The organism is Nonomuraea sp. NPDC049309 (assembly GCF_043196965.1).
GTDB classification, from domain to species: domain Bacteria; phylum Actinomycetota; class Actinomycetes; order Streptosporangiales; family Streptosporangiaceae; genus Nonomuraea; species Nonomuraea fastidiosa.
Genome location: NZ_JBICSH010000003.1, coordinates 26,852 through 50,112, shown reverse-complemented (window position 1 = coordinate 50,112; position 23,261 = coordinate 26,852). Strand labels below are relative to the sequence as shown.

Here is a 23,261-nt window from a genome sequence, read left to right as displayed (position 1 = left end):
AGACATCCCTATCGTTGGCGGCGGTATGTGGCAGTTCTCTCGCACCCGGCACACCCAGCGCGGCCTCCGGCGCCGGAACCACCTGGGCCTGCTGACCTGCCTCCTGGCGGTGCTGTTCACGGGAGTGCTGATCGGCCGGCTGAGCAGCGAAGAGGACCCTGCCCCCCACATCTACCTCAGCGAGACCGCGCCACCCGCCGCCGCCACCGCGGGCCCGGGGCCGACCGCGCAGAAGAAGGCGCAGCCGCAGGTCGAGAGCATCCCGCGCGGCATCACCATCCAGAAAGAGGTGGGCGAGCCCACCGCGACGGCCGCGCCGCGCCGCACCCCCGACGGGCGTATCGAGGGCTTCAACTCGCACGACGACCCGAAGTCGGCGTTCGACAACGGGCGCGAGGACGTACGGGTGCTGTCCGACATGGCCTCGGAGGTCGTCACGCTGACGAACTCCGCGCGGGCCAAGCGCGGATGCGGGCCGCTCAGAGTCGACGCGGGGCTCACCAGGTCGGCGCGCGCGCACTCGCTGGAGATGGCCCGCTCCGGCGAGCTCGTGCACAACTCCCCCGACGGCTCCTCCCCCTGGGACCGCATGGAGCGCGCCGGATACCGCTGGGGCGCCGCCGAGAACATCGGCGCAGGTTACAGCACACCCGCCGAGGCCGTGGACGGCTGGATGGCCAGCCGCGACCACCGCAAGAACATCCTCGACTGCCGCCTGAAGGCCATCGGCGTGGGGGTCGCATCCGGGCCAGGAGGCCCATGGTGGACCCAAGACTTCGGAACCCAATGACGAACATCACGGTAATGTCGCCGCATGGTTTCCAACGGCAGTGGGGAACGTGAGCACGGCACCGGCAGCGCCCCCTACGGCATGGGCGACAGGCCCAGGAGCGGCGGCGCGCCCTCGGACGTGACGCCGGGCAGCCTCTTCACGAGCAACGTCCCCGCAGGTGGCGGGGGCGCCGACGCCCCGGGCGGCATGTTCGCCGCCGGCGACGGCCCGGCCGGCGGCGGCCGCAGAGGCAGGCCAGGCGGTGATCCCCTCGCGAGCGGCCCCGGCGGCGCCGAGCCTCCAGGCAGCCTGTTCATGAGCGGCTCGGGCCGCCACGGCGGCGGGCCCGCCGGTCCGGGTGGTCCGGGCGGCGGCGGCCGCCACGGCGGCGGCCCCGCCGGTCCTCCTCCGCAGGGCGGCTTCGGCCCCGACGCCTTCGGCGGCCCCGGCGCCGGTCCAGACGGTCCCGAACGACGGCCCGACGCCTTCGGCGGCCCCGGCACCGGCACAGACGGTTTCGAGCGACGGCCCCCGGCGGGAGCGCCGAACGTACCCGGCCCGAACGAGCCCACCTCCGCTTTCAGCTCTCCTTCCGGGCCCGACGGCGGGAAAGGCGCAGACGACAAGAAGGATAAAAAGGGCGGCAAGCCGTCCAGCCGCCGCGGCCGCAAGGACCGCGGCGCGGCCGCCGAGGACACCGGCGGTGACGACCGCCCCGCCAAGACCGCGCAGAACAACCGCATCGGCTGGAGCCCGTACGACGAGAACAGCCGCTCGCGCGGCCCGCTGCTCGCCGGCATCGGCGGCCTGGTCGTGCTCGGCCTGCTCACCGGCGGCCTGGTCATGATGTACAACGCCGACGACCCCGTCACCGCCGAGACCACCGCGTCCCGCCAGACCTCGGCGCCGCTGCCCTCGGTCCCGCCCGGCAGGTACGGCTTCGCCGCCAGCCGCAAGACCGACCCCGACCCGATCTCGGTCAAGGAGATCTTCGGCAAGAAGCGGAAGTTCACCGTCTCGAAGCGCGGCTACGAGATGACGATCACCAGCAAGGACAAGCAGTGCACCGACGGCGCGCTCGGCGACGCCCTGCAGAAGGCGCTCAAGTCCGCCAAGTGCACCCAGTTCGTGCGCGCGAGCTTCCGTGACAAGGAAGGCGTGGTGATCGGCACGATCGGCGTGGCCAACCTCAGCTCCGAGGCGCAGGCGAAGAAGGTCGCCAAGGCCGGCAGCACGAGCAACTACGTCAAGCCGCTCGCCGGCAAGGACGAGGTCACCAAGCAGCTCGGCTCCGGCGCGGGCGGCGCCAAGATCTCGACGTACGGCCACTACGCGATCCTCGTCTGGTTCCAGCGCAAGGACGGCACCAAGCCCGACTCGAAGGGGTCGAAGCGGATCTCGCAGGCCATCGTCGACATCACCAAGGCCACCGTGTACGAGGCCCTGGACAACCGCGCCCTGACCGGCAGCGCACTCAGCTGAGTGTTCTTTTGGGGCGAACCCCCTGCAAAGGGGCTGGTGATGCCCCTGGGAACGCCCATACCGGCCTAACGATCTCGTCCGGCTCGCTAGGCTCCCAGCTATGCGTGGCCAGGAACCCGGGTCTGAGCACGATCAGAGGGAGGCCGACGGTTCGGCCGCCCCGACGACGCCACCGCCGAGCTTCGGCCAGACCGACGGGCGAGACGTTCCACCGGCGTTCGCTCCCTCTGGCGAGCGGGCGCCGGCCCACCCACACCCATCTCTGAGCGACACGGCGGCGGGTGCCTCAGGGCACCCGTCCCCGCCCCAGCTCAGCGACCCCTATCCCCGCACCCAGCCGTCCCCACCCGCCCCGGTGACCGGCGCTCCGACCCCGCACGCCCAGGCGCCTGCCGGGGACGCGGCCCCGCACACCCAGGCGGGCACCGGAGGCACGGCCGGTCAAGGCGCGACCTCGGGGGCAGTCGCGCACTCCTCCCAGGGCGAGAACGCCCGGCCACCTCAGGCCGCCCCGGCGAACGACGGCCACCCCGGCGCCCCGGCCTCCCAGCCGGGCACGCCGGCATCCGGGCCGGGCTCACCCGAGTCCGGGTCCGCCTCGCCGGCCACCGCCCAGGACCCCGCCGCCGGTGCCGCCCCTGACGCCCACGTCCCGTCTCCCGGGCGACCGGCGGACGCCCAGCCGTGGGAGATCCCCGGCGACGAAGCCGCGCCCTACGACTGGCTCGCCGACCCCACGCAGGCCCAGCCCGCGCCGCAGCCGCCGTTCGGGGCCGCGCCCGGGCACGACCAGCCTCACCTGCCGCCCCGCTTCGGCCAGCCGGCCTTCACCGGCCCCCAGAGCGCCCCGCCTCCGTTCCCGCCCGCCCAGGGCGCGCCGCACGCCTTCGGCCCCCCACAGGGCCGGCCGCCCTTCAACCCTCCGCAGGGCCAGCCCCCGTTCGGCCAGCCCCCGTTCGGCCAGACCCCGGGCGGGCCGGCTCAGGGCGGCCCGGCTCAGGGCGGCCCGGCCGCGCCCTTCGGCCAGGCTCAGGGCGGCCCGCACGCCTACGGACAGGACGGCTCGGCTCAGGCCCGGCCGGAGCAGGCGGACGCGCCGGGGCAGAGCGGCCCGCACGCCTTCGGGCAGGACGGCTCGGCTGCGGCCGGGCCCGGGCAGAGCGGGCCGCACGCCTTCGGGCAGGGCGCGCCTGGCACGCCGCCGTTCGGTGCGCCGCAACCTGACGGCGGGCACCCCGCCCCTGCCCACCCGCCGACCTTCGGCGCGCCTCCCGGCGGCCCGCACGCGTTCGGACAGCAGCCGCCCGCGGCGCCGTTCGGCGCGTCGCAGCCGCACCCTCCGGCGGGCCCCGCACACCCGGGCGGGCCACTCGCGGCCCCGCACACCGACCAGCCCCACCCGGCCCAGGCGGGCCGGCCAGGCCGGCCGGGCCGGCCAGGCCATGCAGGCCAACCGGGCCACCCGCCCCAGGCTGGGCAGCCGGGCCACGCAGCCCAGCCGGGCCAGCCGGGCCAGCCGGGCCACGCGAACCAGCCAGAACAGCCGGGGCGGCCCCACGACGTACAGCAGTGGAACGCGCCTGAAGCCGCCGAGCCGCAGGCCGCTCCCCAGCAGGACGGCCACTCCAACGCCGGACCTCAGCAGGGCCGGCAGCCGGGCGGGCAGGAGAACGGCCGACCCCAGCCCGGTCAGGGTGCGGGCGCCTGGCCTGCGCAGGAGGGCGGTTCGGGCACGCCGCCGTGGGAGCCGCCACCGGCGTTCACGGCGGCGGCGGCCGGCATGCCCGCATGGCCCGCGCCGCAGTCCGACTCGCACGCCACGCCCCCGTGGCCGGCCGCCACGGGCGAGCTGGAGGCGGTGCCCGACGCGGACGAGCCGTTCATGCCGCCGCCGTTCAACCCGAACCCCACCCCGTTCGTGCTGAACCAGGTGGCCGCAGGCGACACGGACTACCAGCCCGACGCCGTCACGACGGACCCGGACGGCGGGGCGGGCGCGGACGCGACCGCCACCGACCCGAACGTGCTCAGCGCGAGCATGCACGCCGGCGCCACGGACCCGAACACGGCAGGCCCCGGCACCGGCCCGAACGCTCCGGACGCCGCAGCCGACGCGGCCGACCCCGACGCGTACGCGACCGACCCTGAAGGCATCCCGGCGGCCGGCCACGCCGCGCAACGCGAGGGGGCCGATCAGGCGCGCGCGGGCGACGTACCGGCGCCCGTCTCGCCGCCGTCCCTGTCGTCCAACGAGCCGCCGCGCAAGACGGCCACCACCGCGGGCCCCGGCCGCCCCGACGCAACGTCCCAGCAGGCCGCAGACGCCGACGCTGCGACCGCGCACGAGGACGACGAGTCGTCGACGACGGCCGTCCACCCGCGCATGGCCGCCCCGCACCCGGCCGGCACCGCACCTCAGGACGGCGGGGAACAGGGAACGCCCGCCGGCACCACGGACCGGCCCACGGCCGCCCACCCCCGCCCGAGCACAGCCACGCAGGCCACCCCGGGGGACGCCCCCGCAGCCCCGGCCGCGCAAGCCGATGCCGACGCAGGGCAGGACGCGCACACGGCCTCCGGCACGCAGGGGGACGCCCAGGCGACTTCCGCGGCGCAGGCGGGCTCGGCCACGGACCCGGACAGCACCCAGCGGGTCGCGAACCAGCGGGCCCAGGGCCACGGCCACGCCGCCGCCCCGCACAACGCGGAGGCCGCCCCGGCCGCCCGATCCGGCTCGGCCGCAGGCTCCAGCCCCGGCACGCAGAACGCCCAGCCCGGCCCGGCCGACCAGGGCGAGCCCGGCGCGCCCGCTGCCGGCCCTGGCAACCCGGTTGCCGAGTCCGCCGAGGGCGGCACGCCGGGTGCCGCGCCCGGTGAGCCCGGCGCTGAGCAGGGCGAGCACGGCACTGGACGAGGCGAGCCCGGCACACCACACGGCGCGCCCGGAGCGGACTCCGGCACGCCGGCCACCGGCGCCGGATCGGCCGGATCCGGCGAACCGGCCACGAGCACTGGACCCACCGGACCCGGCAAGCCGGCCACCGGCACCGGATCGACCGGACCCGGCGGGTCCGGGGCGGGTGGGGCGGCCGCGCCGTCCCATGGCCAGGAAGGCGTTCGCCCCGCCGAGCCCGGTGACGTCCCCGTCTGGCCGCCGACCCAAGCCCCTGCCGCGGCGGCCGGTGAGAGGCCGCCCGAGCTCCCGGCTCCCAGGGAAGCGTGGGGTCAGCAGCCGGCGTCGGCCTTCAACGTGCCCGCCCAGCGGCAGGGCAGCCCGGCCTTCCCGCCGGGCGCGTTCAAGCAGCCGCCGTTCCAGACGCCACCGCCGCCTCCGCCACCGGCCAAGAACAAGCGGGCGCTGCTGGTGACGCTGGGCGCGCTGGCCCTGGCGGGCGTGGCGACGGGCGGTTTCTTCGCGTACCAGACGGTGACCTCGCCCGCTCCGACGACGGCGGCCACCCGGGCGTCGGTGCCGCCGCCCACCGTCCAGGAGACCACCCCGCCGCCGCCCGAGAGCCCGGCGGCCACGTCCGTGCTCGACTCTGAGCAGACCGACCCGGAGAAGCTGTCGCTGACGGAGGCGTTCCCGAAGAAGAAGGTCAGCGCGGCGGGCACGACGTTCACGCGCGTCAAGGCCGGCATGGAGACGACCTGCGGCAAGGCGGCGACGGGCGCGTTCGCCGACGCGTTGAAGGAGCAGCGGTGCAGCCGGGTGCTGCGGGCGACGTACGTCGACGGCAAGCGCCGTTACGCGGTCACCACCGGCATCGCCGTGCTGCCCGACAAGGACGCCGCGGCCGCCGTGGACCAGGCGAAGGACCTGTCGCACAACGTCTGGTTCCGGCCGCTGCCCGGCCCGGACGGCTCGGGCGGCGAACGCGTCCACATCGCGGGCGGCTACGCGGCCGGCCTGGTGTGGGGCCGCTACATCGTCTTCAGCTACGCGACCCACGCCGACGGCCACACGCCGACGGCCGCCGAGAAGACGCTGCCGAAGGTGAGCGCCGCGTTCCGCGACCTGACCTCGGACGTCCTGGAACGCCGCGCCACCAAGAACTGAGCCCCCGCGCACCTCACCCCTTCGGGGGCCACTGGCAACGTCACAGGGTCGCACCGCCGAGGCAGCGCGGCGGTGTGACCCACCGTCGTCGTGGGGGCGTTCGACGCGAGCCCGGCAAGCGCCCCGCCCCACCGGCTCATCCCACGGGCGCGAACGCGACGGCACCAGCGGCGGGCGGCACCGCGTCGTGCGAATGCGGCCGGCCTCAGCCGGCGTCGGCTCCGACCGTGCGGACGCGCCGCGTGGCGGCGGCACGGGCGGCGAGGTCGGCGTCGCCGGGGTAGCCGACCTCTTCCAGGCACAGCCCGTGCGCGGGCGCCACATGCACGCCGGAGTCCCGAACCCCCCGCCGCAGCACCTCGCCAGGCCACTCGACGGGACGCCGGCCGTCGCCCGCGGCGAGCAGCGCCCCCACGAGGGCGCGGACCATCGAGTGGCAGAACGCGTCGGCGACGACGGTGGCGACCAGCACGCCGTCCGGTTCGCGTGCCCAGTCGAGCCGCTGCAGCTCCCTGATCGTGGTGGCGCCTTCGCGCTTCTTGCAGAAGGCGGCGAAGTCGTGCTCGCCGAGCAGCCGCGTAGCGGCGGCGTTCAGCGCGTCGATGTCGAGGGGCCGGTTGTGCCAGACGACCTCGCGCCGCCGCAGCGGGTCCACGCCGCAGGGCGCGTCGCTCACGCGGTACGCGTACCGCCGGAAGAGCGCCGAGAACCGGGCGTCAAAGCCCTCAGGAGCCACGGAGACCCGATAAATCCGCACATCTGGGTCAAGGACACCGGCGAGCCGCCGTACGAGTGCAGAGAGCCGCTCATCGACGCTCAGCGGCCCCCGGTTCCCGTCGAGCTCCCGCAGCGAGGCCTCGGGCACGTCCACGTGCGCGACCTGGCCGCGCGCGTGCACCCCGGCGTCGGTACGCCCGGCCACGGTCAGCATGGCCGGCTCGCCGAGGCGCAGGATCCGCCCGAGCGCCTGCTCGATCTCCCCCTGGACGGTACGCAGCCCCGGCTGCCTGGCCCATCCGGAGAAGTCGGTCCCGTCGTACGCGAGGTCGAGGCGGAGCCGTACCACGATGATCCTCCCTCAATCGAAAACGGGCCCGAACCCCGCGCAGGGGGTCGGACCCGTTTGTCCAGCCTGAAAGATCAGGCTTCGTCCTTCTTCGCCTCGCCCTCGGCGGGAGCGGACTCCTCGGCCGGAGCCTCGGCCTTGGCCTCCTCGGCCTTGGTCTCCTCGGCCTTGGTCTCCTCGGCCTTGGGGGCCGCGGCGGCCGGGGTGGTGCGGCGCGTGGTGACGGCGTTCAGCGGCTCGGTCACCAGCTCGATGACCGCCATCGGGGCGTTGTCGCCCTTACGCGCACCGATCTTGGTGATGCGGGTGTAGCCGCCGGGACGCTCGGCGAACGTCGGCGCGATCTCGGTGAAGAGGTGGTGCACGACGCCCTTGTCCCGAACGACGGTCAGGACCTGACGCCGGTTGTGGATGTCGCCCTTCTTCGCCTTGGTGATCAGGCGCTCGGCCAGCGGACGCAGGCGCTTGGCCTTGGCGACCGTCGTGCGGATCTTGCCGTGGCGGAACAGGTCCGTGGCCAGGTTGGCCAGGATCAGCCGCTCGTGCGCCGGGCTGCCGCCAAGACGTGCACCCTTGGTGGGCTTGGGCATGTCATTTCTCCTTGAGGTTCACCCGCCCCGGCCGTACCAGGTACCGGGGTCGGGCCGCCAGGCCCCCGTCGCGGGGGCCCGCGCTAACTGGGAATCAGTACTGCTCGGTCTCGACGTACGCGCTGTCGTCGTCGTCGTAGCCGCCACCGGCGACCGCGCTCGGGTCGAACCCGGGCGGGGAGTCCTTCAGCGCCAGCGACATCTCGTGCAGCTTCTGCTTGACCTCTTCGATCGACTTGGCGCCGAAGTTGCGGATGTCGAGCAGGTCCTGCTCGCTGCGGGCCACGAGCTCACCCACGGTGTGGATGCCCTCGCGCTTGAGGCAGTTGTAGGAGCGGACGGTGAGGTTGAGCTCCTCGATCGGCAGCGCCAGGTCGGCGGCCAGGGCCGCGTCGGTCGGCGACGGGCCGATGTCGATGCCCTCGGCCTCGACGTTGAGCTCGCGGGCCAGGCCGAAGAGCTCGACGAGGGTCTTGCCGGCGGAGGCCACCGCGTCGCGGGGCTTCATCGCGGGCTTGGTCTCGACGTCGAGGATGAGACGGTCGAAGTCGGTACGCTGCTCGACTCGGGTCGCCTCGACCTTGTAGGTGACCTTGAGGACCGGGGAGTAGATCGAGTCGATCGGGATGCGGCCGATCTCCTGGCCCGGCTGCTTGTTCTGGGCGGCGGAGACGTAGCCGCGACCGCGCTCGACGGTCAGCTCCATCTCCAGCTTGGCCTTGCTGTTGAGCGTGGCGATGCGCAGCTCGGGGTTGTGCACCTCGACGCCGGCGGGCGGCGCGATGTCGGCCGCGGTCACCTCACCCGGGCCCTGCTTGCGCAGGTACATCACGACCGGCTCGTCGTGCTCGGAGGACACGACCAGTTCCTTGAGGTTGAGGATGATGTCGGTGACGTCTTCCTTGACCCCGGGGACGGTCGAGAACTCGTGCAGCACGCCCTCGATGCGGATGCTCGTCACGGCGGCGCCCGGGATGGACGACAGCAGCGTGCGGCGCAGCGAGTTTCCGATGGTGTAGCCGAAGCCGGGCTCCAGCGGCTCGATGACGAACCGGGACCGGGTCTCGTCGATCGACTCTTCCAGAAGAGTCGGACGCTGAGCGATCAGCATGAGCGGGTTCTCCCCTTTTTCGTGTGACGCCCGCTATATGACGCCACTCCGATGAACAGCGTAGCCGGGATGCGGCAGTGCGCATCCCGGCCGAGGCTCACTTCGAGTAGTACTCGACGATGAGCTGCTCTTGCACCTGCGTGTCGATCTGCTGGCGCACCGGAAGCTGGTGGACCAGGATGCGCAGCTTGTCCGGCACGACGCCGAGCCAGGCGGGAACGGTGCGCTCGCCGGCGGTGGCGCGGGCCACCTCGTACGGCATCAGGTTCCGCTTGTTCTCGCGGACCTCGATGATGTCGTGCTCGCGAACGCGGTAGGACGGGATGTCGACCTTCTTGCCGTTCACCAGGAAGTGCCCGTGACGGACCTGCTGGCGGGCGGCGTCGCGCGACTGCGCGAACCCGGCGCGGTAGACGACGTTGTCGAGGCGGCTCTCCAGGATCTGGAGCAGAACCTCACCCGACTTGCCCGACCGGCTCGCGGCCTCCTCGTAGTAGTTGTGGAACTGCTTCTCGAGGACGCCGTAGATGCGGCGGGTCTTCTGCTTCTCACGAAGCTGAAGCTGGTACTCGGACTCCTTGGGACGTCCGCGACCGTGCTCACCCGGCGGGTAAGGACGGATTTCGATGGGGCACTTGGCGGACTCGCACTTGCTGCCCTTGAGGAAGAGCTTGGTCTTCTCCCGGCGGCAGAGCTTGCAGTCGGCGCCCGTGTAACGAGCCATTTCTCTGTATCTCCTGGGCTAAGTCAGACGCGGCGGCGCTTCGGCGGCCGGCAACCGTTGTGCGGAACCGGGGTGACGTCCTGGATCGAGCCCACCTCCAGGCCGGTGGCCTGCAGCGAGCGGATCGCGGTCTCGCGGCCGGAGCCGGGACCCTTGACGAAGACGTCGACCTTGCGCATGCCGTGCTCCATGGCGCGGCGGGCGGCGTTCTCGGCGGCCATCTGGGCGGCGAACGGGGTGGACTTACGGGAGCCCTTGAAACCCACGTGGCCGGCGCTGGCCCAGGAGATCACGTTCCCGTTCGGGTCGGTGATCGAGACGATCGTGTTGTTGAACGTGCTCTTGATGTGGGCGTGCCCGTGAGCGACGTTCTTCTTCTCCTTGCGGCGCACCTTCTTCGGCGCGCCCTGGCGGCTCTTAGGAGGCATTGTTTGCCATTACTCCTGAGGTCTTCGGTCCGCGGCTGTGTGTGACGATCGCGCCGGCCCGGCACTCGCCGGTCAGATGAACGACCGGGTCCGGGCGTCGGCGACCCCCATGCGGGACTACTTCTTACCGGGCTTCTTCTTGCCGGCGACGGTCTTCTTCTTGCCCTTACGGGTACGCGCGTTGGTCTGCGTGCGCTGACCGTGCACGGGCAGGCCCTTGCGGTGCCGGATGCCCTGGTAGCAACCGATCTCGATCTTGCGACGGATGTCGGCCTGAACCTCGCGGCGCAGGTCACCCTCGATCTTGAAGTTCGCCTCGATGTAGTCACGCATCGGGACGAGCTCGTTGTCGGTGAGCTCGTGCACGCGGAGGTCGCCGTTGACGCCGGTGGCCTTCAGGATCTCCTGAGCCCGGGTGCGGCCGATTCCGTAGATGTAGGTGAGAGCGATCTCCAGCCGCTTGTCGCGGGGGAGGTCGACGCCAACCAGGCGAGCCATGGTCGGGCATTCTCCTTCTATGTGGCGGAGGTCTTGCGCCGCACTACCCCTCCCCAATGCCCGGGGTGAGGGCCCCGGCCTCCGACCGGGGGTCTCCTGAGTGGTTCGGCTCGCGCCGCCTTCTCAGGTGTGAGACGCGCTAACTGACTCAGGCTCCTCATGCGTCGAGCCCGCTCCCTTGCGGGGCGGACTCGGAGAAGCCTTGCGGCGACTTAGCCCTGGCGCTGCTTGTGGCGCAGGTTGTCGCAGATCACCATGACGCGACCGTGCCGGCGGATCACCTTGCACTTGTCGCAGATCTTCTTGACGCTCGGCTTTACCTTCATTGTCCTTTGTGTTCCTCAGACGTCTTACTTGTATCGGTAGACGATCCGCCCGCGACTCAGGTCGTAGGGGCTCAGCTCAACGACTACCCGGTCGTCCGGAAGGATCCGGATGTAGTGCATCCGCATCCGACCGCTGATGTGGGCAAGGACTTTGTGGCCGTTGTCGAGCTGCACCCGGAACATTGCGTTCGGGAGCGATTCGACCACAGTGCCCTCGATCTCGATGGCGCCGTCTTTCTTGGCCAAAATTCCTCGCGTTTCACTGATCGGTCGTCTGAGGCTCCGGTTCACTACGCAGCCGCGACCTTCACGCTTCGAAGAGAGCGACGGCCGGCAAAGACCGCCGACGCGTGAGAAGTCATAGTGAGCCGACTAAGGAGTGTACGACACCTGGGCCCAAAACGCGAAACGCGTGCCAGGTGTCCTGACACAACCATGTAGAAGTGTACCCTACGCCGCAACTCATCAGCCCGCACGACGCGGCAGCGGCGCCCTCCGCCGCCACCCGGCGCCTCCGCATCAGACGGAACAGCGCGAGCGCCGGACCGCCACCCGGCGCGCCCGCATCAGGCGGAGCGGCGCGAAAGCCGGACCGCCGCCCGGCGCGTCCCCATCAGGCGGATCAGCGCGAGAGCGCAGCCGGACCGGTGCCGGGCGCGTCCGCATCGACCCCCCGCACGACGCGGGGGACCACCGCGCCGATGCCGGGCGAGGAAGCGGGCGCGTACACCTCGGGCCGTACTACGTGAGGGCGGACGCCCGCACCCACGCCCGCAGCACGCGACGGCGCCCCTGTGTCTCAGCCCGCACCACGCGACGGCCCCTGCGTATCAGGCCGTGCACGACACACAGGCCGCCGCGCGGCCCTCACGACTCCTTCGACTGATCGCCCCCGCCGAAGATCGTGCTGACCAGAAGGATGACGCCCCACGGCCCCATCACCCACAGCGGCCAGGGGTAGATCATTGTGCCCGCCGTGATGCTCACGATCAGCCAGATCACCCAGTTGATGCCGCTGGCCGCGGCCCAGGCGCTCCAGGCCGCCGCCATGCCGGAGTGCATGCCCTTCTTCTCCGGCGCCGAGCTCTCCACTTTGGCGGGCAGGTGGCGCAGGTCCACATCCGGCAGGTCGGAGGTGAGCTTGGCGAGCTCGCCGTACGTCTTGCTCTTGTAGACCTGCTCGAGCCGCTCGTTGAACTCGTCCATCGTGAGGCGGCCCTGCGCGGTGTGCTCGCGGAGGATGGCGGCGACGCGATCGCGGTCGGCGTCGGACGCTCGCATCTCGGGGCTGTTCGCCATCCCACCAACTCCAGGGGGCTAGGGCTGCAGATGAGCGAGGCGCTCTTCGCCCCCATCCAGGGCGGTGAGCACCCAAGGTCCATTATGTGTCACGGCCACGCTGTGCTCGAAGTGCGCCGAGTGCTTGCCGTCGAGCGTGACCACGGTCCAGTCGTCGGCCAGTACGCGGGTGCGCTCGGTGCCGAGGTTGACCATGGGCTCGATGGCCAGGCACATGCCCGCCTCCAGCAGCGGGCCGCGGCCCGGCTTGCCGTGGTTGGCGATCCACGGGTCCATGTGCATCTCGGTGCCGATGCCGTGGCCGCCGTACTCCGGAGGGATGCCGTAGCGGCCCTGAGACTTCACGTACCGCTCGACCTCGTAACCGATGTCCGACAGGTGCCGGCCGGGCCGCAGCGCGGCGATACCGCGCCACATGGCCTCCTCCGTCACCCGGATCAGCTCGGTCAGCTTCGGGTCCACCTCGCCGATCGGCACCGTGACGGCCGAGTCGCCGTGCCAGCCGTCGAGGATGGCACCGCAGTCGATCGAGATGATGTCGCCCTCGCGCAGCTTGCGGGCGTTGGTCGGGATGCCGTGGACGACCTCGTTGTTCACGGACGCGCAGATCGTCGCGGGGTAGCCCTGGTAGCCCTTGAAGGACGGGATCGCGCCCTCTTCCCTGATCGCCTTCTCGGCGATGACGTCGAGGTCGAGCGGCGTCATGCCGGGCTCCACCGTGCGCTTGAGCAGGTCGAGCGTGCGCCCGACCACGAGGCCGGCGGCCCGCATCTTCTCGAGCTGCTCCGGCGTCTTGATCTGGATGCCGTGCCTGTTGCGTTTGAACATGTTCTGCCCCCTGGGGTCTCAACGGGCCACGCTGGGGGCCCAATTCCCCCACAATAACCGCGAGGTGGCACGGAAACCCGTGCCACCTCCGCGAATCAGTCGTACTCGGCGCTCAACCCATGAAAGGCCGGATCGCGTCCATGGCCCGCTGGGTGACCTCCTCGACCGGCCCTGTGGCGTCCACACCGACCAGGATGCCCTCGTCGGCGTAGTAGGAGATGATCGGCGCCGTCTGCTCCTGGTAGACCTCCAGGCGGTGCCTGACGGTCTCCTCCTTGTCGTCGTCACGCTGGAACAACGCGCCCCCGCACGCGTCGCACTTGTCGTCCTTCTTGTCGTCGAACTCGACGTGCCAGATGCGGCCGCACTGGCTGCAGGTGCGCCGGCCGGCGAGCCGCCGCACCACCTCGTCGTCGTCGACGATCAGCGACAGGACGATGTCCAGCTCCTGGCCCCACTCCTTGAGCATGTCGCGCAGGATCTCCGCCTGTGCGACATTCCGCGGGAAGCCGTCGAGCAGGAAGCCGTCCTGCGCGTCGTCCTGCGACAGACGATCACGGACCATGGCGATCGTGACCTCGTCCGGCACCAGGTCACCGCGGTCCATGTACGTCTTGGCCAGCTTGCCGAGCTCCGTGCCGCCGGACACGTTGGCACGGAAGATGTCCCCTGTCGAAATCTTCGGGATGGACAGGTTCGATGCGATGTACTGGGCCTGCGTCCCCTTGCCCGCTCCGGGGGGCCCGACCAGAACGAGACGCACTACCGCAGGAAACCTTCGTAGTTGCGCTGCTGGAGCTGGCTCTCGATCTGCTTCACCGTGTCCAGGCCGACACCAACCATGATCAGAATGCTCGTCCCTCCGAACGGGAAGTTCTGGCTCGCACCGGCCACGGCCAGCGCGACGATCGGGACCATGGAGATGAGACCCAGATAGAGCGCGCCTGGCGCGGTCAGACGGGTGAGCACGAAGTTCAGGTATTCAGCCGTCGGACGGCCGGGGCGGATGCCCGGAATGAATCCACCGTACTTCTTCATGTTGTCGGCGACTTCAGGGGGGTTGAAGGTAATCGACACGTAGAAGTACGTGAAGAAGATGATCAGCACGAAGAACGTGGCCATGTAGATCGGCGTGTCGCCCGTGGCGAGGTTCTGCGAGATCCAGGTGATGACCACGTTGTCGCTGGTCGAGAAGAGCGACGTGAGCAGCTGCGGCAGGTAGAGCAGCGACGAGGCGAAGATGACCGGGATGATGCCGGCCTGGTTGACCTTCAGCGGGATGTAGGTCGAGGTGCCGCCGTACATCCTGCGGCCCACCATGCGCTTGGCGTACTGGACCGGGATGCGGCGCTGCGCCTGCTCGACGAAGACGACCGCGGCGATCATGAAGACGCCGACGACCATGACGACCGCGAAGGTGAACTTGTTCGCCTGGAAGATGTTGGCCAGCTCGGACGGGAAGACCGCGATGACCTGAGTGAAGATCAGGATGGACATGCCGTTGCCGACGCCCCGATCGGTGATGAGCTCACCGAGCCACATGATCACCGAAGTACCGGCGGTCATGATGATCACCATCGTGATGATGCCGAAGATGTTGTCCGGGTCGAGCAGCACGTCCTGCTGGCAGTTCGGGAAGAGCTGGCCCGTACGCGCAAGAGCGATGAACGCCGTCGACTGCAGCACGGCGAGGCCGATCGTCAGATAACGCGTATACTGCGTGATCTTGGCCTGGCCGGCCTGGCCTTCCTTCTTCAGCGCCTCGAGGCGCGGGATGACCACCACGAGCAGCTGCAGGATGATGCTCGCGGTGATGTACGGCATGATGCCCAGCGCGAACACTGAAAGTTTCAGCAGCGCGCCGCCGCTGAAGAGCTGGACCATCCCGTAGATATTGCCGGTGTCGCCGCTGCGAGCTTGGTCGAAACAGGCGGCGAGGTTCTGGACGTGGACTCCCGGAGTCGGAAGAACCGAGCCGAGACGGAATAGCGCGATGATGCCCAGGGTGAAGAGCAACTTCTTGCGCAGGTCCGGTGTCCGGAACGCCCGGGTAAACGCGGTCAGCACGGTCCCTCCTGCGCGCCTATACGGCGATGTGAGTAAGCGATGGTGCGGGGATCTGCCATCTGAAGTCTCATTGTCAAACGAGCCGGACAGAAGCCTGCCGTCTCGCGAACTCTAACGCACTACGGGCGTGGGGGCCCATTGTAAGAGCCCCCACGCCTCGTCATAGCGTCTTTACAGCTCGGTAACGGAACCACCGGCCGCCGTGATCTTCTCCTTCGCGCTGGACGAGAAGGCGTGAGCCTGCACGTTCACCGCGACGGAGATCTCGCCGGAGCCGAGCACCTTCACGAGCTGGTTCTTCCGGACAGCACCCTTGGCGACCAGCGCCTCGACGGTGACATCGCCACCCTCGGGGAACAGCTCGCCGATCCTGTCGAGGTTGACGACCTGGTAGGTCGTCTTGAACAGGGCGTTGGAGAAGCCCTTGAGCTTCGGCAGACGCCTCTGCAGCGGCACCTGACCACCCTCGAAGCCGAGGGGGATCGTCGTACGGGCGCGGCTGCCCTTGGTGCCGCGACCGGCCGTCTTGCCCTTCGACGCCTCGCCGCGACCCTTGCGGATCTTCGGCTTGTTGGCGCCGGGGGCGGGACGCAGGTCGTGGATCTTCAGCGGAGCCGCGTTGTTGGAGCTCTCAGTCATGACTAGTCGACCTCTTCCACCTCGACGAGGTGCGTCACCACGGAGACCATCCCGCGAATCTCGGGCCGGTCCTCCTTGACGACGACGTCGCCGATTCGCTTCAGGCCAAGCGAACGCAGCGAGTCACGCTGGTTCTGCTTGCCACCGATCTTGGAGCGAACCTGAGTGATCTTCAGGCGTGCCATGACTAGCTCACCGCCTTAGCCGCCGCGGCCTCGGCCAGGCCCTCGGCACGAGCCTTGAGCATGGCCGCCGGGGCGACGTCCTCGATCGGCAGGCCACGGCGGGCGGCGATCTCCTCAGGACGCGAGAGCGCCTTGAGAGCCGCCACGGTGGCGTGCACGATGTTGATCGGGTTGTCCGAGCCGAGCGACTTGGACAGAACGTCGTGGATGCCGGCGCACTCCAGCACCGCGCGCACCGGGCCACCGGCGATGACGCCGGTACCGGCCGAGGCGGGCCGCAGGAACACGACGCCCGCCGCCTCCTCGCCCTGCACGGTGTGCGGGATCGTGCCCTGGATGCGAGGCACCTTGAAGAAGTGCTTCTTGGCCTCTTCGACACCCTTGGCGATGGCCGCGGGCACTTCCTTGGCCTTGCCGTACCCGACGCCGACCAGGCCGTTGCCGTCGCCGACGACGACGAGGGCGGTGAAGCTGAAGCGCCGACCACCCTTCACGACCTTGGCCACTCGGTTGATCTTCACTACGCGCTCGATGTACGAGACGCCCTTGTCAGCGGCGCCACCGCGGCGATCGTCACGACGGTCCCGCCGCTCGCCACCGGTGCCGCCACCGCGACGCGGAGCTGCAGCCATCAGTGGTTCCTCTTCTCAGTTGCCATCATTTGCGATCCTCGGGCCCTCATTAGAATTCGAGCCCGCCCTCGCGCGCGCTGTCAGCCAGCGCCGCGATCCGGCCCGCGTACCGGTTGCCACCGCGGTCGAACACGACCTTGGTGATGCCGGCTTCCTTGGCCCGCTGAGCGAGGAGCTCGCCGACCTTCTTGGCCTTCTCGGTCTTGTCCGCCTCAAGGGCGCGCAGCGAGGCGTCCATGGTGGAGGCGCTCACCAGCGTGTGGCCGACGGTGTCGTCCACGATCTGGACGAACATGTGACGCGTCGAACGGTTGACGACCAGGCGCGGACGCTCGGGCGTGCCGACGACCTTCTTGCGGACGCGGCGGTGACGGCGGGCCCGCGAGACGGTGCGGGCAGCCGTGTGCTTGCTGAACGCAGTCTTCGGAGCCATGCCTACTTACCAGCCTTTCCGACCTTGCGGCGGATCTGTTCGCCCTGGTAACGCACGCCCTTGCCCTTGTACGGGTCCGGCTTGCGCAACTTGCGGATGTTGGCGGCGACCTCGCCGACCTTCTGCTTGTCGATGCCGTCCACGTGGAACAGGGTCGGCTTCTCGACGCGGAAGGTGACGCCCTCGGGGGCGTCCACGATGACCGGGTGGCTGAAGCCCAGCGAGAACTCCAGCTGCGTCGGGCCCTTGGCCTGGACGCGGTAACCGACGCCGACGATCTCAAGGCTCTTGGAGTAGCCCTGAGTGACGCCCTGCACCATGTTGGCGATCAGCGTCCTGGACAGACCGTGCAGCGCACGGACCTTGTTCTCGTCGTTGGGCCGGGTGACGGCGATCGAGCCGTCCTCGTCGCGCGAAACCTTGATGGGCTCGGCGACCGTGTGGGTGAGCGTGCCCTTCGGCCCCTTGACCTGGACCTCCTGGCCGTTGATCGTGATGTCTACGCCACTCGGCACAGGGATGGGCAGCCGTCCGATTCGCGACATGCTGTGTTCCTCCCCTCTACCAGACGTAGGCGAGGACTTCCCCGCCCACACCACGCTTGCTGGCCTGCTTGTCCGTCATGAGGCCGTGGGACGTCGAGATGATCGCGACGCCCAGCCCGCCCAGGACTCGAGGCAGGTTGTCCTTCTTTGCATAAACCCGCAGACCGGGCTTCGACACCCGGCGCAGGCCCGAGAGCGACCGCTCACGGGTGGGCCCGAACTTGAGCTCCACCACGAGGTTCTTGCCAACCTTGGCGTCCTCGACGCTCCAAGACTGGATGTAGCCCTCCTGCTGGAGGATCTCGGCGATGTGCGCCTTGATCTTCGAGTACGGCATCGACACGCTGTCGTGGTACGCCGCGTTCGCGTTGCGCAGACGCGTGAGCATGTCTGCGATCGGGTCGGTCATCGTCATGGCCAGTGGCCTTCCTCGCCGGGGTTTCCAGTCGGCCAAGTCAGGGACGCGCACGGCGTCTCCGCTCTGCCGGTGGACCTACGGCGTGGTCGCGGACGCCCCTTCCGGGACGCCCTGTCTCTTCTTCCGGAATATGAATGCCTGAACGGGCGGCACGAGGCCGCCCTTCAGGTTACCTACCAGCTCGACTTGGTGATGCCGGGCAGCTCGCCCCGGTGCGCCATCTCACGGAAGCACACGCGGCAGAGCCCGAACTTGCGGTAGACGGCGCGCGGCCGGCCACAGCGCGAGCAACGCGTGTAGGCACGGACCTGGAACTTCTGCTTGCGCCCCGCCTTGGCGATCAGCGCCTTCTTCGCCATGATCAGGCCTCCTTGAAGGGGAAGCCGAGGAGCTTCAGCAGCGCCCGGCCCTGTTCGTCGTTCTTCGCGGTGGTCACGATCGTGATGTCCATGCCCCGCGGCCGGTCCACCTTGTCCTGGTCGACCTCGTGGAACATGACCTGCTCGGTCAGACCGAAGGTGTAGTTGCCGTTGCCGTCGAACTGCTTCGGCGACAGGCCGCGGAAGTCCCTGATGCGCGGGAGCGCCAGCGACAGCAGCCGGTCGAGGAACTCCCACATGCGGTCGCCGCGCAGCGTGACGTGCGCGCCGATCGGCATGCCCTCACGCAGCTTGAACTGCGCGATCGACTTGCGGGCCCGCACGACGGCCGGCTTCTGGCCGGTGATCGCGGTGAGGTCGCGGACGGCGCCCTCGATCAGCTTGGAGTCGCGAGCCGCCTCGCCGACACCCATGTTGACCTTGATCTTCGTGAGCCCCGGGATCTCCATGACGTTCTTGATGCCGAACTGCTCACGGAGCTGGTCAACGATCTCTTCGCGGTACTTCGTCTTCAGCCGCGGCGTGGGGCGCTCGGTCTCGGTGGTGGTGGCAGTCATCAGCTGTCCTCACCCGTCTCTTCGGCCTTCTTCTCGTCGGCCTTCTTCTCGGCGGGCTTGTCGTCCTTCAGCTTCTTCACGTTGGACACGTGGATCGGAGCCTCCATGGTCTGCACGCCGCCCTGCTTGGCGCCGCGCGGGCCCTGGTGGGTCTCCTTGGTGTGCTTCTTGATCAGGTTGACGCCCTCGACCACCACGCGCTCCTCGCGCGGGTAAGCGGCGATCACCCGACCCTTGGCACCCTTGTCCTTGCCGGCGATGACCTGGACCAGGTCACCCTTCTTCACCTTGAGCTTCGGCATTACAGCACCTCCGGGGCGAGCGAGATGATGCGCATGAACTTCTTGTCACGCAGCTCGCGGCCGACCGGGCCGAAGATACGAGTGCCGCGAGGGTCGCCGCTGTCGCGGATGATGACGGCGGCGTTCTCGTCGAAGCGGATGTAGGAGCCGTCGGGCCGGCGGCGCTCCTTGGTCGTGCGGACGACGACGGCCTTGACCACGTCGCCCTTCTTGACGCCAGTGCTGCCAGGCAGCGCGTCCTTGACTGTGGCGACGATGACGTCGCCGATACCCGCGTAGCGTCGGCCCGAGCCGCCGAGAACGCGGATGCAGAGGATCTCCTTGGCACCCGTGTTGTCGGCGACCTTGAGCCGCGACTCCTGCTGGATCACGTCTACTCCTGTTAGTCGCGCCGGTTCTCATCGCTGAGCCTGGCGGAACCCGTCGTTGTCTTGTTCCCACGGCCACAGCGCCCCTCAGGGCACCGCACCGCAGGCGACGCGGGGTCGAGTGACCCCGCGTCCTTGGACGCCGTCATGGGGGCTCTGAGAGCCCCCACGAGGCGCGGTCTATCGGAGAGGGCCTTACTTGGCCTTCTCGAGGATCTCCACGACCCTCCACCGCTTGGTGGCGGAGAGGGGGCGGGTCTCCATCAGCAGCACGCGGTCGCCGACGCCGCAGGCGTTCTGCTCGTCGTGCGCCTTGTACTTGGTCGTACGGCGGATGACCTTGCCGTAGAGGCGGTGCTTGACGCGGTCCTCGACGGCGACGACGACGGTCTTGTCCATCTTGTCGCTGACGACGAGGCCCTCGCGGACCTTACGGAAGTTCCGCTGGCGCGCGCCCTCGGTGGTCTCAGTGGTGGTCTCGGTCTCAGCCATCGCTCGACTCCTTCTCGACCGTGACGATGCCGAGCTCCCGCTCGCGCATCACGGTGTAGATACGGGCGATCTCGCGGCGGACGGCGCGCAGCCGCCCATGGCTTTCCAACTGACCGGTCGCCGCCTGGAAGCGGAGGTTGAACAGCTCCTCCTTCGCCTCCTTCAGCTTCTGAACGAGGGTCTCCTCGTCCTCGAGCCGCAGCTCGCCGGCGGTCAGGCCCTTAGCCATCACGCCTCACCCACTTCACGCTTAACGATCTTGCACTTCATTGGCAGCTTGTGGATCGCACGCTGAAGCGCCTCGCGCGCGACCGGCTCCGCCACGCCCGACAGCTCGAAGAGCACGCGGCCGGGCTTGACGTTGGCGACCCACCATTCCGGAGAACCCTTACCGGAACCCATACGGGTCTCGGCCGGCTTCTTCGTCAGCGGGCGGTCGGGGAAGATGTTGATCCACACCTTGCCGCCACGGCGGATGTGACGGGTCATGGCGATACGGGCCGACTCGATCTGGCGGTTGGTCACGTAGGAGTGCTCCACCGCCTGAATGCCGAACTCGCCGAACACGACCCTGGTGCCGCCCTTGGCGACTCCGCTGCGGTTAGGCCGGTGCTGCTTGCGGTGCTTGACCCTGCGCGGGATCAGCATGGTCAGCTCCCTTCAGCACCCGGCTGAGCAGCCGGGCCGGTCTCGGGGGCGGCCTGGGCGGCCGCCTCGGTACGGGGGGCGCGGCTACGACGGGAGCGGTCGCCGCCACGACGCGGACGGTCGCCACCGCCGCGACGGTCGTCACGCTCACGACGCTGGCCGGCACGAGCGCCGGCGGCGGCCGCCTCACGCTCGGCGCGGCTGGTCGGAGCCTCGCCCTTGTAGATCCAGACCTTCACGCCGATGCGGCCGAAGGTCGTACGGGCCTCGTAGAAGCCGTAGTCGATGTCCGCGCGGAGCGTGTGCAGCGGCACGCGGCCCTCGCGGTAGAACTCCGACCTCGACATCTCGGCGCCGCCCAGACGACCGGAGCACTGGACACGGATGCCCTTGGCGCCGGACTTCATGGCCGACTGCATCGCCTTGCGCATGGCGCGGCGGAACGAGACACGGCTGGACAGCTGCTCGGCGACGCCCTGCGCGACGAGCTGCGCGTCGATCTCCGGGTTCTTGACCTCGAGGATGTTGAGCTGGACCTGCTTCTTGGTCAGCTTCTCCAGGTCTCCGCGGATGCGGTCCGCTTCGGCGCCGCGCCGGCCGATCACGATGCCGGGACGTGCGGTGTGGATGTCCACCTGCACGCGGTCCGTGGTGCGCTCGATCTCTACCTTGGAGATGCCGGCCCGCTCCATGCCCTTCTGCAGCATGCGGCGGATGGCGACATCCTCAGCGACGTACGACTTGTACAGCTTGTCGGCGTACCACCGGCTCTTGAAGTCGGTCGTGATGCCGAGGCGGAACCCGTGCGGGTTAACCTTCTGGCCCACTATCGGGTCCTTCCCTTCGGCTCGCGGGACTCCACGATCACAGTGATGTGGCTGGTCCGCTTGTTGATCCGATAGGCACGACCCTGTGCACGCGGGCGGAACCGCTTCAGCGTCGGGCCCTCGTCGACCCACGCGCGGCTCACGTAGAGCGTGCTGGGGTCGAGATTGAAGTTGTGCTCCGCATTCGCCATGGCGCTGCTGAGCACCTTGTAGACAGGCTCGCTCGCCGACTGAGGAGCGAACTGCAGCACGGCCTGCGCCTCCGAAGCGGGCAGCCCGCGAATAAGGTCCACCACGCGGCGGGCCTTGAGGGGCGTGACACGGACGAACCGCGCCTGAGCCCTGGCTTCCATCGCTTTCTCCTACTTCCGGGACGCTTACCGCCGGCTGCGGCGGTCTTCCTTGACGTGGCTGCGGAACGTCCGCGTCGGGGCGAACTCTCCGAGTTTGTGGCCGATCATGGCCTCGGTGATGAACACCGGGACGTGCTTGCGGCCGTCGTGCACGGCGATCGTGTGCCCGATCATGTCGGGAACGATCATGGAGCGCCGCGACCACGTCTTGATGACGTTCTTGGTGCCCTTCTCGTTCTGAGCGTCCACCTTCTTCTGAAGGTGTTCGTCCACGAAGGGACCCTTCTTAAGGCTACGTGGCATCTCGGCTGCTCCTACCGCTTCTTCCTCTTGCTCCGACGACGGATGATCAGCCGGTCGCTGGCCTTGTTGGCCTGGCGGGTGCGGCCCTCGGGCTTGCCCTTCGGGTTCACCGGGTGGCGACCACCGGAGGTCTTGCCCTCACCACCACCGTGCGGGTGGTCGACGGGGTTCATCGCGACACCGCGAACGGTCGGGCGCTTGCCCTTCCAGCGCATACGGCCGGCCTTGCCCCAGTTGATGTTGGCCTGCTCGGCGTTGCCGACCTGGCCCACGGTCGCCCGGCAGCGCACGTCGACCATGCGCATCTCACCGGACGGCATACGCAGGGTGGCGTACTGGCCTTCCTTGGCGAGCAGCTGGATCTGAGCGCCCGCGGAGCGGCCGAGCTTCGCGCCGCCGCCCGGACGGAGCTCCACCGCGTGGATGAAGGTACCGGTCGGGATGTTGCGCAGCGGCAGGCAATTGCCCGTCTTGATGTCGGCGCTGGGGCCGTTCTCGATGCGGTCGCCCTGCTTGAGGCCGGTCGGCGCGATGATGTAGCGCTTCTCGCCGTCGGCGTAGTGCAGCAGAGCGATGTTGGCGGTGCGGTTGGGGTCGTACTCGATGTGAGCGACCTTGGCCGGGATGCCGTCCTTGTCATGCCTACGGAAGTCGATGATCCGGTAGGCGCGCTTGTGACCGCCGCCCTGGTGGCGCGCGGTGACTCGGCCGTGTACGTTGCGGCCGCCCTTGCTGTGAAGGGGCGCAAGCAGCGACTTCTCAGGCGTGCTGCGGGTGATCTCGGAGAAGTCCGAGACGCTCGCCCCGCGGCGACCTGGGGTCGTCGGCTTGTACTTACGGATGCCCATCTTTTTCGTTCATCCTTCGTCGGTTACATGGGTGAGCCCGCCGCACCGGAGTGCGACGGTCTCACCCCGCGCGTGACCTG

The 23,261-nt window shown here is 69.6% G+C and carries 32 protein-coding genes; 3 read left to right on the top strand and 29 right to left on the bottom strand.

The annotated features are described in order from the left end of the window. Positions 1-25 precede the first annotated feature (25 nt). From ACGFIM_RS21095 to ACGFIM_RS21085, 3 genes are all read left to right on the top strand, one after another. On the top strand, positions 26-790 hold the full coding sequence (locus ACGFIM_RS21095) for a CAP domain-containing protein (protein ID WP_393202678.1): 765 nt from the start codon (positions 26-28) through the stop codon (positions 788-790). 24 nt (positions 791-814) lie between these two features. Then, a complete protein-coding gene (locus tag ACGFIM_RS21090; protein WP_393202676.1) occupies positions 815-2,254 on the top strand; it encodes a hypothetical protein in 1,440 nt (479 codons plus the stop codon). A gap of 355 nt (positions 2,255-2,609) precedes the next feature. Continuing rightward, positions 2,610-6,314: a hypothetical protein gene (locus ACGFIM_RS21085; RefSeq protein ID WP_393202674.1), complete on the top strand. Its 3,705-nt coding sequence runs from the start codon at positions 2,610-2,612 to the stop codon at positions 6,312-6,314. Positions 6,315-6,519: 205 nt separating this feature from the next. Here the strand turns inward: ACGFIM_RS21085 and truA are convergent, their stop codons facing one another. From truA to rplB, 29 genes are all read right to left on the bottom strand, one after another. Further along, entirely contained in the window at positions 6,520-7,380 is an 861-nt protein-coding gene (truA, locus tag ACGFIM_RS21080) for a tRNA pseudouridine(38-40) synthase TruA (protein ID WP_393202672.1), read from the bottom strand. A gap of 74 nt (positions 7,381-7,454) precedes the next feature. Continuing rightward, positions 7,455-7,970 carry a 50S ribosomal protein L17 gene (gene rplQ / locus ACGFIM_RS21075; RefSeq protein WP_393202670.1) on the bottom strand — a complete coding sequence of 172 codons (516 nt, stop codon included), beginning with the start codon at positions 7,968-7,970 and terminating at the stop codon, positions 7,455-7,457. A gap of 94 nt (positions 7,971-8,064) precedes the next feature. Continuing rightward, on the bottom strand, positions 8,065-9,081 hold the full coding sequence (locus ACGFIM_RS21070) for a DNA-directed RNA polymerase subunit alpha (RefSeq protein WP_055506403.1): 1,017 nt from the start codon (positions 9,079-9,081) through the stop codon (positions 8,065-8,067). A 97-nt stretch (positions 9,082-9,178) separates the two neighbouring features. Next, positions 9,179-9,805, bottom strand: coding sequence for a 30S ribosomal protein S4 (gene rpsD, locus ACGFIM_RS21065; RefSeq protein ID WP_393202668.1), 627 nt, complete (start codon positions 9,803-9,805; stop codon positions 9,179-9,181). A gap of 23 nt (positions 9,806-9,828) precedes the next feature. Next, the gene (rpsK, locus tag ACGFIM_RS21060; protein ID WP_020542285.1) at positions 9,829-10,233 is read right to left on the bottom strand and encodes a 30S ribosomal protein S11; all 405 of its coding nucleotides are present in this window, start codon (positions 10,231-10,233) and stop codon (positions 9,829-9,831) included. A 117-nt stretch (positions 10,234-10,350) separates the two neighbouring features. Then, the gene (rpsM, locus tag ACGFIM_RS21055) at positions 10,351-10,731 is read right to left on the bottom strand and encodes a 30S ribosomal protein S13 (RefSeq protein WP_393202666.1); all 381 of its coding nucleotides are present in this window, start codon (positions 10,729-10,731) and stop codon (positions 10,351-10,353) included. 212 nt (positions 10,732-10,943) lie between these two features. Then, a complete protein-coding gene (rpmJ, locus tag ACGFIM_RS21050) occupies positions 10,944-11,057 on the bottom strand; it encodes a 50S ribosomal protein L36 (RefSeq protein ID WP_003956441.1) in 114 nt (37 codons plus the stop codon). A 24-nt stretch (positions 11,058-11,081) separates the two neighbouring features. Next, positions 11,082-11,303, bottom strand: coding sequence for a translation initiation factor IF-1 (infA, locus tag ACGFIM_RS21045; protein WP_012887858.1), 222 nt, complete (start codon positions 11,301-11,303; stop codon positions 11,082-11,084). Between the two features lie 621 nt (positions 11,304-11,924). Next, the gene (locus ACGFIM_RS21040; RefSeq protein ID WP_393202664.1) at positions 11,925-12,356 is read right to left on the bottom strand and encodes a DUF1707 domain-containing protein; all 432 of its coding nucleotides are present in this window, start codon (positions 12,354-12,356) and stop codon (positions 11,925-11,927) included. A gap of 18 nt (positions 12,357-12,374) precedes the next feature. Continuing rightward, the gene (gene map, locus ACGFIM_RS21035; RefSeq protein WP_393202662.1) at positions 12,375-13,184 is read right to left on the bottom strand and encodes a type I methionyl aminopeptidase; all 810 of its coding nucleotides are present in this window, start codon (positions 13,182-13,184) and stop codon (positions 12,375-12,377) included. Between the two features lie 112 nt (positions 13,185-13,296). Next, positions 13,297-13,947, bottom strand: a complete 651-nt coding sequence (locus tag ACGFIM_RS21030; protein ID WP_364068622.1) for an adenylate kinase — start codon at positions 13,945-13,947, stop codon at positions 13,297-13,299. Further along, on the bottom strand, positions 13,947-15,251 hold the full coding sequence (gene secY, locus ACGFIM_RS21025) for a preprotein translocase subunit SecY (protein ID WP_393202660.1): 1,305 nt from the start codon (positions 15,249-15,251) through the stop codon (positions 13,947-13,949). The genes ACGFIM_RS21030 and secY overlap by 1 nt, the downstream gene beginning before the upstream one ends. 171 nt (positions 15,252-15,422) lie before the next feature. Continuing rightward, on the bottom strand, positions 15,423-15,890 hold the full coding sequence (rplO, locus tag ACGFIM_RS21020) for a 50S ribosomal protein L15 (RefSeq protein WP_393202658.1): 468 nt from the start codon (positions 15,888-15,890) through the stop codon (positions 15,423-15,425). Positions 15,891-15,892: 2 nt separating this feature from the next. After that, entirely contained in the window at positions 15,893-16,075 is a 183-nt protein-coding gene (gene rpmD, locus ACGFIM_RS21015; protein ID WP_080043226.1) for a 50S ribosomal protein L30, read from the bottom strand. 2 nt (positions 16,076-16,077) lie between these two features. Then, a complete protein-coding gene (rpsE, locus tag ACGFIM_RS21010; RefSeq protein WP_364068628.1) occupies positions 16,078-16,707 on the bottom strand; it encodes a 30S ribosomal protein S5 in 630 nt (209 codons plus the stop codon). Positions 16,708-16,756: 49 nt separating this feature from the next. Next, positions 16,757-17,140, bottom strand: coding sequence for a 50S ribosomal protein L18 (gene rplR, locus ACGFIM_RS21005; protein ID WP_364068630.1), 384 nt, complete (start codon positions 17,138-17,140; stop codon positions 16,757-16,759). Positions 17,141-17,142: 2 nt separating this feature from the next. After that, positions 17,143-17,685 carry a 50S ribosomal protein L6 gene (gene rplF, locus ACGFIM_RS21000; protein WP_364068632.1) on the bottom strand — a complete coding sequence of 181 codons (543 nt, stop codon included), beginning with the start codon at positions 17,683-17,685 and terminating at the stop codon, positions 17,143-17,145. A gap of 16 nt (positions 17,686-17,701) precedes the next feature. Then, entirely contained in the window at positions 17,702-18,100 is a 399-nt protein-coding gene (rpsH, locus tag ACGFIM_RS20995) for a 30S ribosomal protein S8 (RefSeq protein WP_364068634.1), read from the bottom strand. Positions 18,101-18,276: 176 nt separating this feature from the next. Further along, entirely contained in the window at positions 18,277-18,462 is a 186-nt protein-coding gene (locus tag ACGFIM_RS20990; protein WP_364068636.1) for a type Z 30S ribosomal protein S14, read from the bottom strand. Positions 18,463-18,464: 2 nt separating this feature from the next. Continuing rightward, entirely contained in the window at positions 18,465-19,040 is a 576-nt protein-coding gene (rplE, locus tag ACGFIM_RS20985; protein WP_393202655.1) for a 50S ribosomal protein L5, read from the bottom strand. Next, positions 19,040-19,342 carry a 50S ribosomal protein L24 gene (rplX, locus tag ACGFIM_RS20980; protein WP_393202653.1) on the bottom strand — a complete coding sequence of 101 codons (303 nt, stop codon included), beginning with the start codon at positions 19,340-19,342 and terminating at the stop codon, positions 19,040-19,042. Before rplX ends, rplE begins: the two co-directional genes overlap by 1 nt. Next, entirely contained in the window at positions 19,342-19,713 is a 372-nt protein-coding gene (gene rplN / locus ACGFIM_RS20975; protein ID WP_364068642.1) for a 50S ribosomal protein L14, read from the bottom strand. The genes rplX and rplN overlap by 1 nt, the downstream gene beginning before the upstream one ends. Positions 19,714-19,905: 192 nt before the next feature. Then, the gene (gene rpsQ, locus ACGFIM_RS20970; RefSeq protein WP_364068644.1) at positions 19,906-20,202 is read right to left on the bottom strand and encodes a 30S ribosomal protein S17; all 297 of its coding nucleotides are present in this window, start codon (positions 20,200-20,202) and stop codon (positions 19,906-19,908) included. Next, positions 20,195-20,431: a 50S ribosomal protein L29 gene (gene rpmC / locus ACGFIM_RS20965; RefSeq protein WP_355425606.1), complete on the bottom strand. Its 237-nt coding sequence runs from the start codon at positions 20,429-20,431 to the stop codon at positions 20,195-20,197. The genes rpsQ and rpmC overlap by 8 nt, the downstream gene beginning before the upstream one ends. Then, a complete protein-coding gene (rplP, locus tag ACGFIM_RS20960) occupies positions 20,431-20,850 on the bottom strand; it encodes a 50S ribosomal protein L16 (protein WP_364068647.1) in 420 nt (139 codons plus the stop codon). The genes rpmC and rplP overlap by 1 nt, the downstream gene beginning before the upstream one ends. Before the next feature lie 2 nt (positions 20,851-20,852). Further along, positions 20,853-21,677, bottom strand: a complete 825-nt coding sequence (gene rpsC / locus ACGFIM_RS20955) for a 30S ribosomal protein S3 (RefSeq protein WP_364068649.1) — start codon at positions 21,675-21,677, stop codon at positions 20,853-20,855. Continuing rightward, positions 21,677-22,030: a 50S ribosomal protein L22 gene (gene rplV, locus ACGFIM_RS20950; protein WP_364068651.1), complete on the bottom strand. Its 354-nt coding sequence runs from the start codon at positions 22,028-22,030 to the stop codon at positions 21,677-21,679. The genes rpsC and rplV overlap by 1 nt, the downstream gene beginning before the upstream one ends. 24 nt (positions 22,031-22,054) lie before the next feature. Beyond that, positions 22,055-22,333 carry a 30S ribosomal protein S19 gene (gene rpsS, locus ACGFIM_RS20945; protein ID WP_364068653.1) on the bottom strand — a complete coding sequence of 93 codons (279 nt, stop codon included), beginning with the start codon at positions 22,331-22,333 and terminating at the stop codon, positions 22,055-22,057. A gap of 11 nt (positions 22,334-22,344) precedes the next feature. Then, the gene (gene rplB, locus ACGFIM_RS20940) at positions 22,345-23,181 is read right to left on the bottom strand and encodes a 50S ribosomal protein L2 (RefSeq protein ID WP_364068655.1); all 837 of its coding nucleotides are present in this window, start codon (positions 23,179-23,181) and stop codon (positions 22,345-22,347) included. Positions 23,182-23,261: the final 80 nt, after the last annotated feature.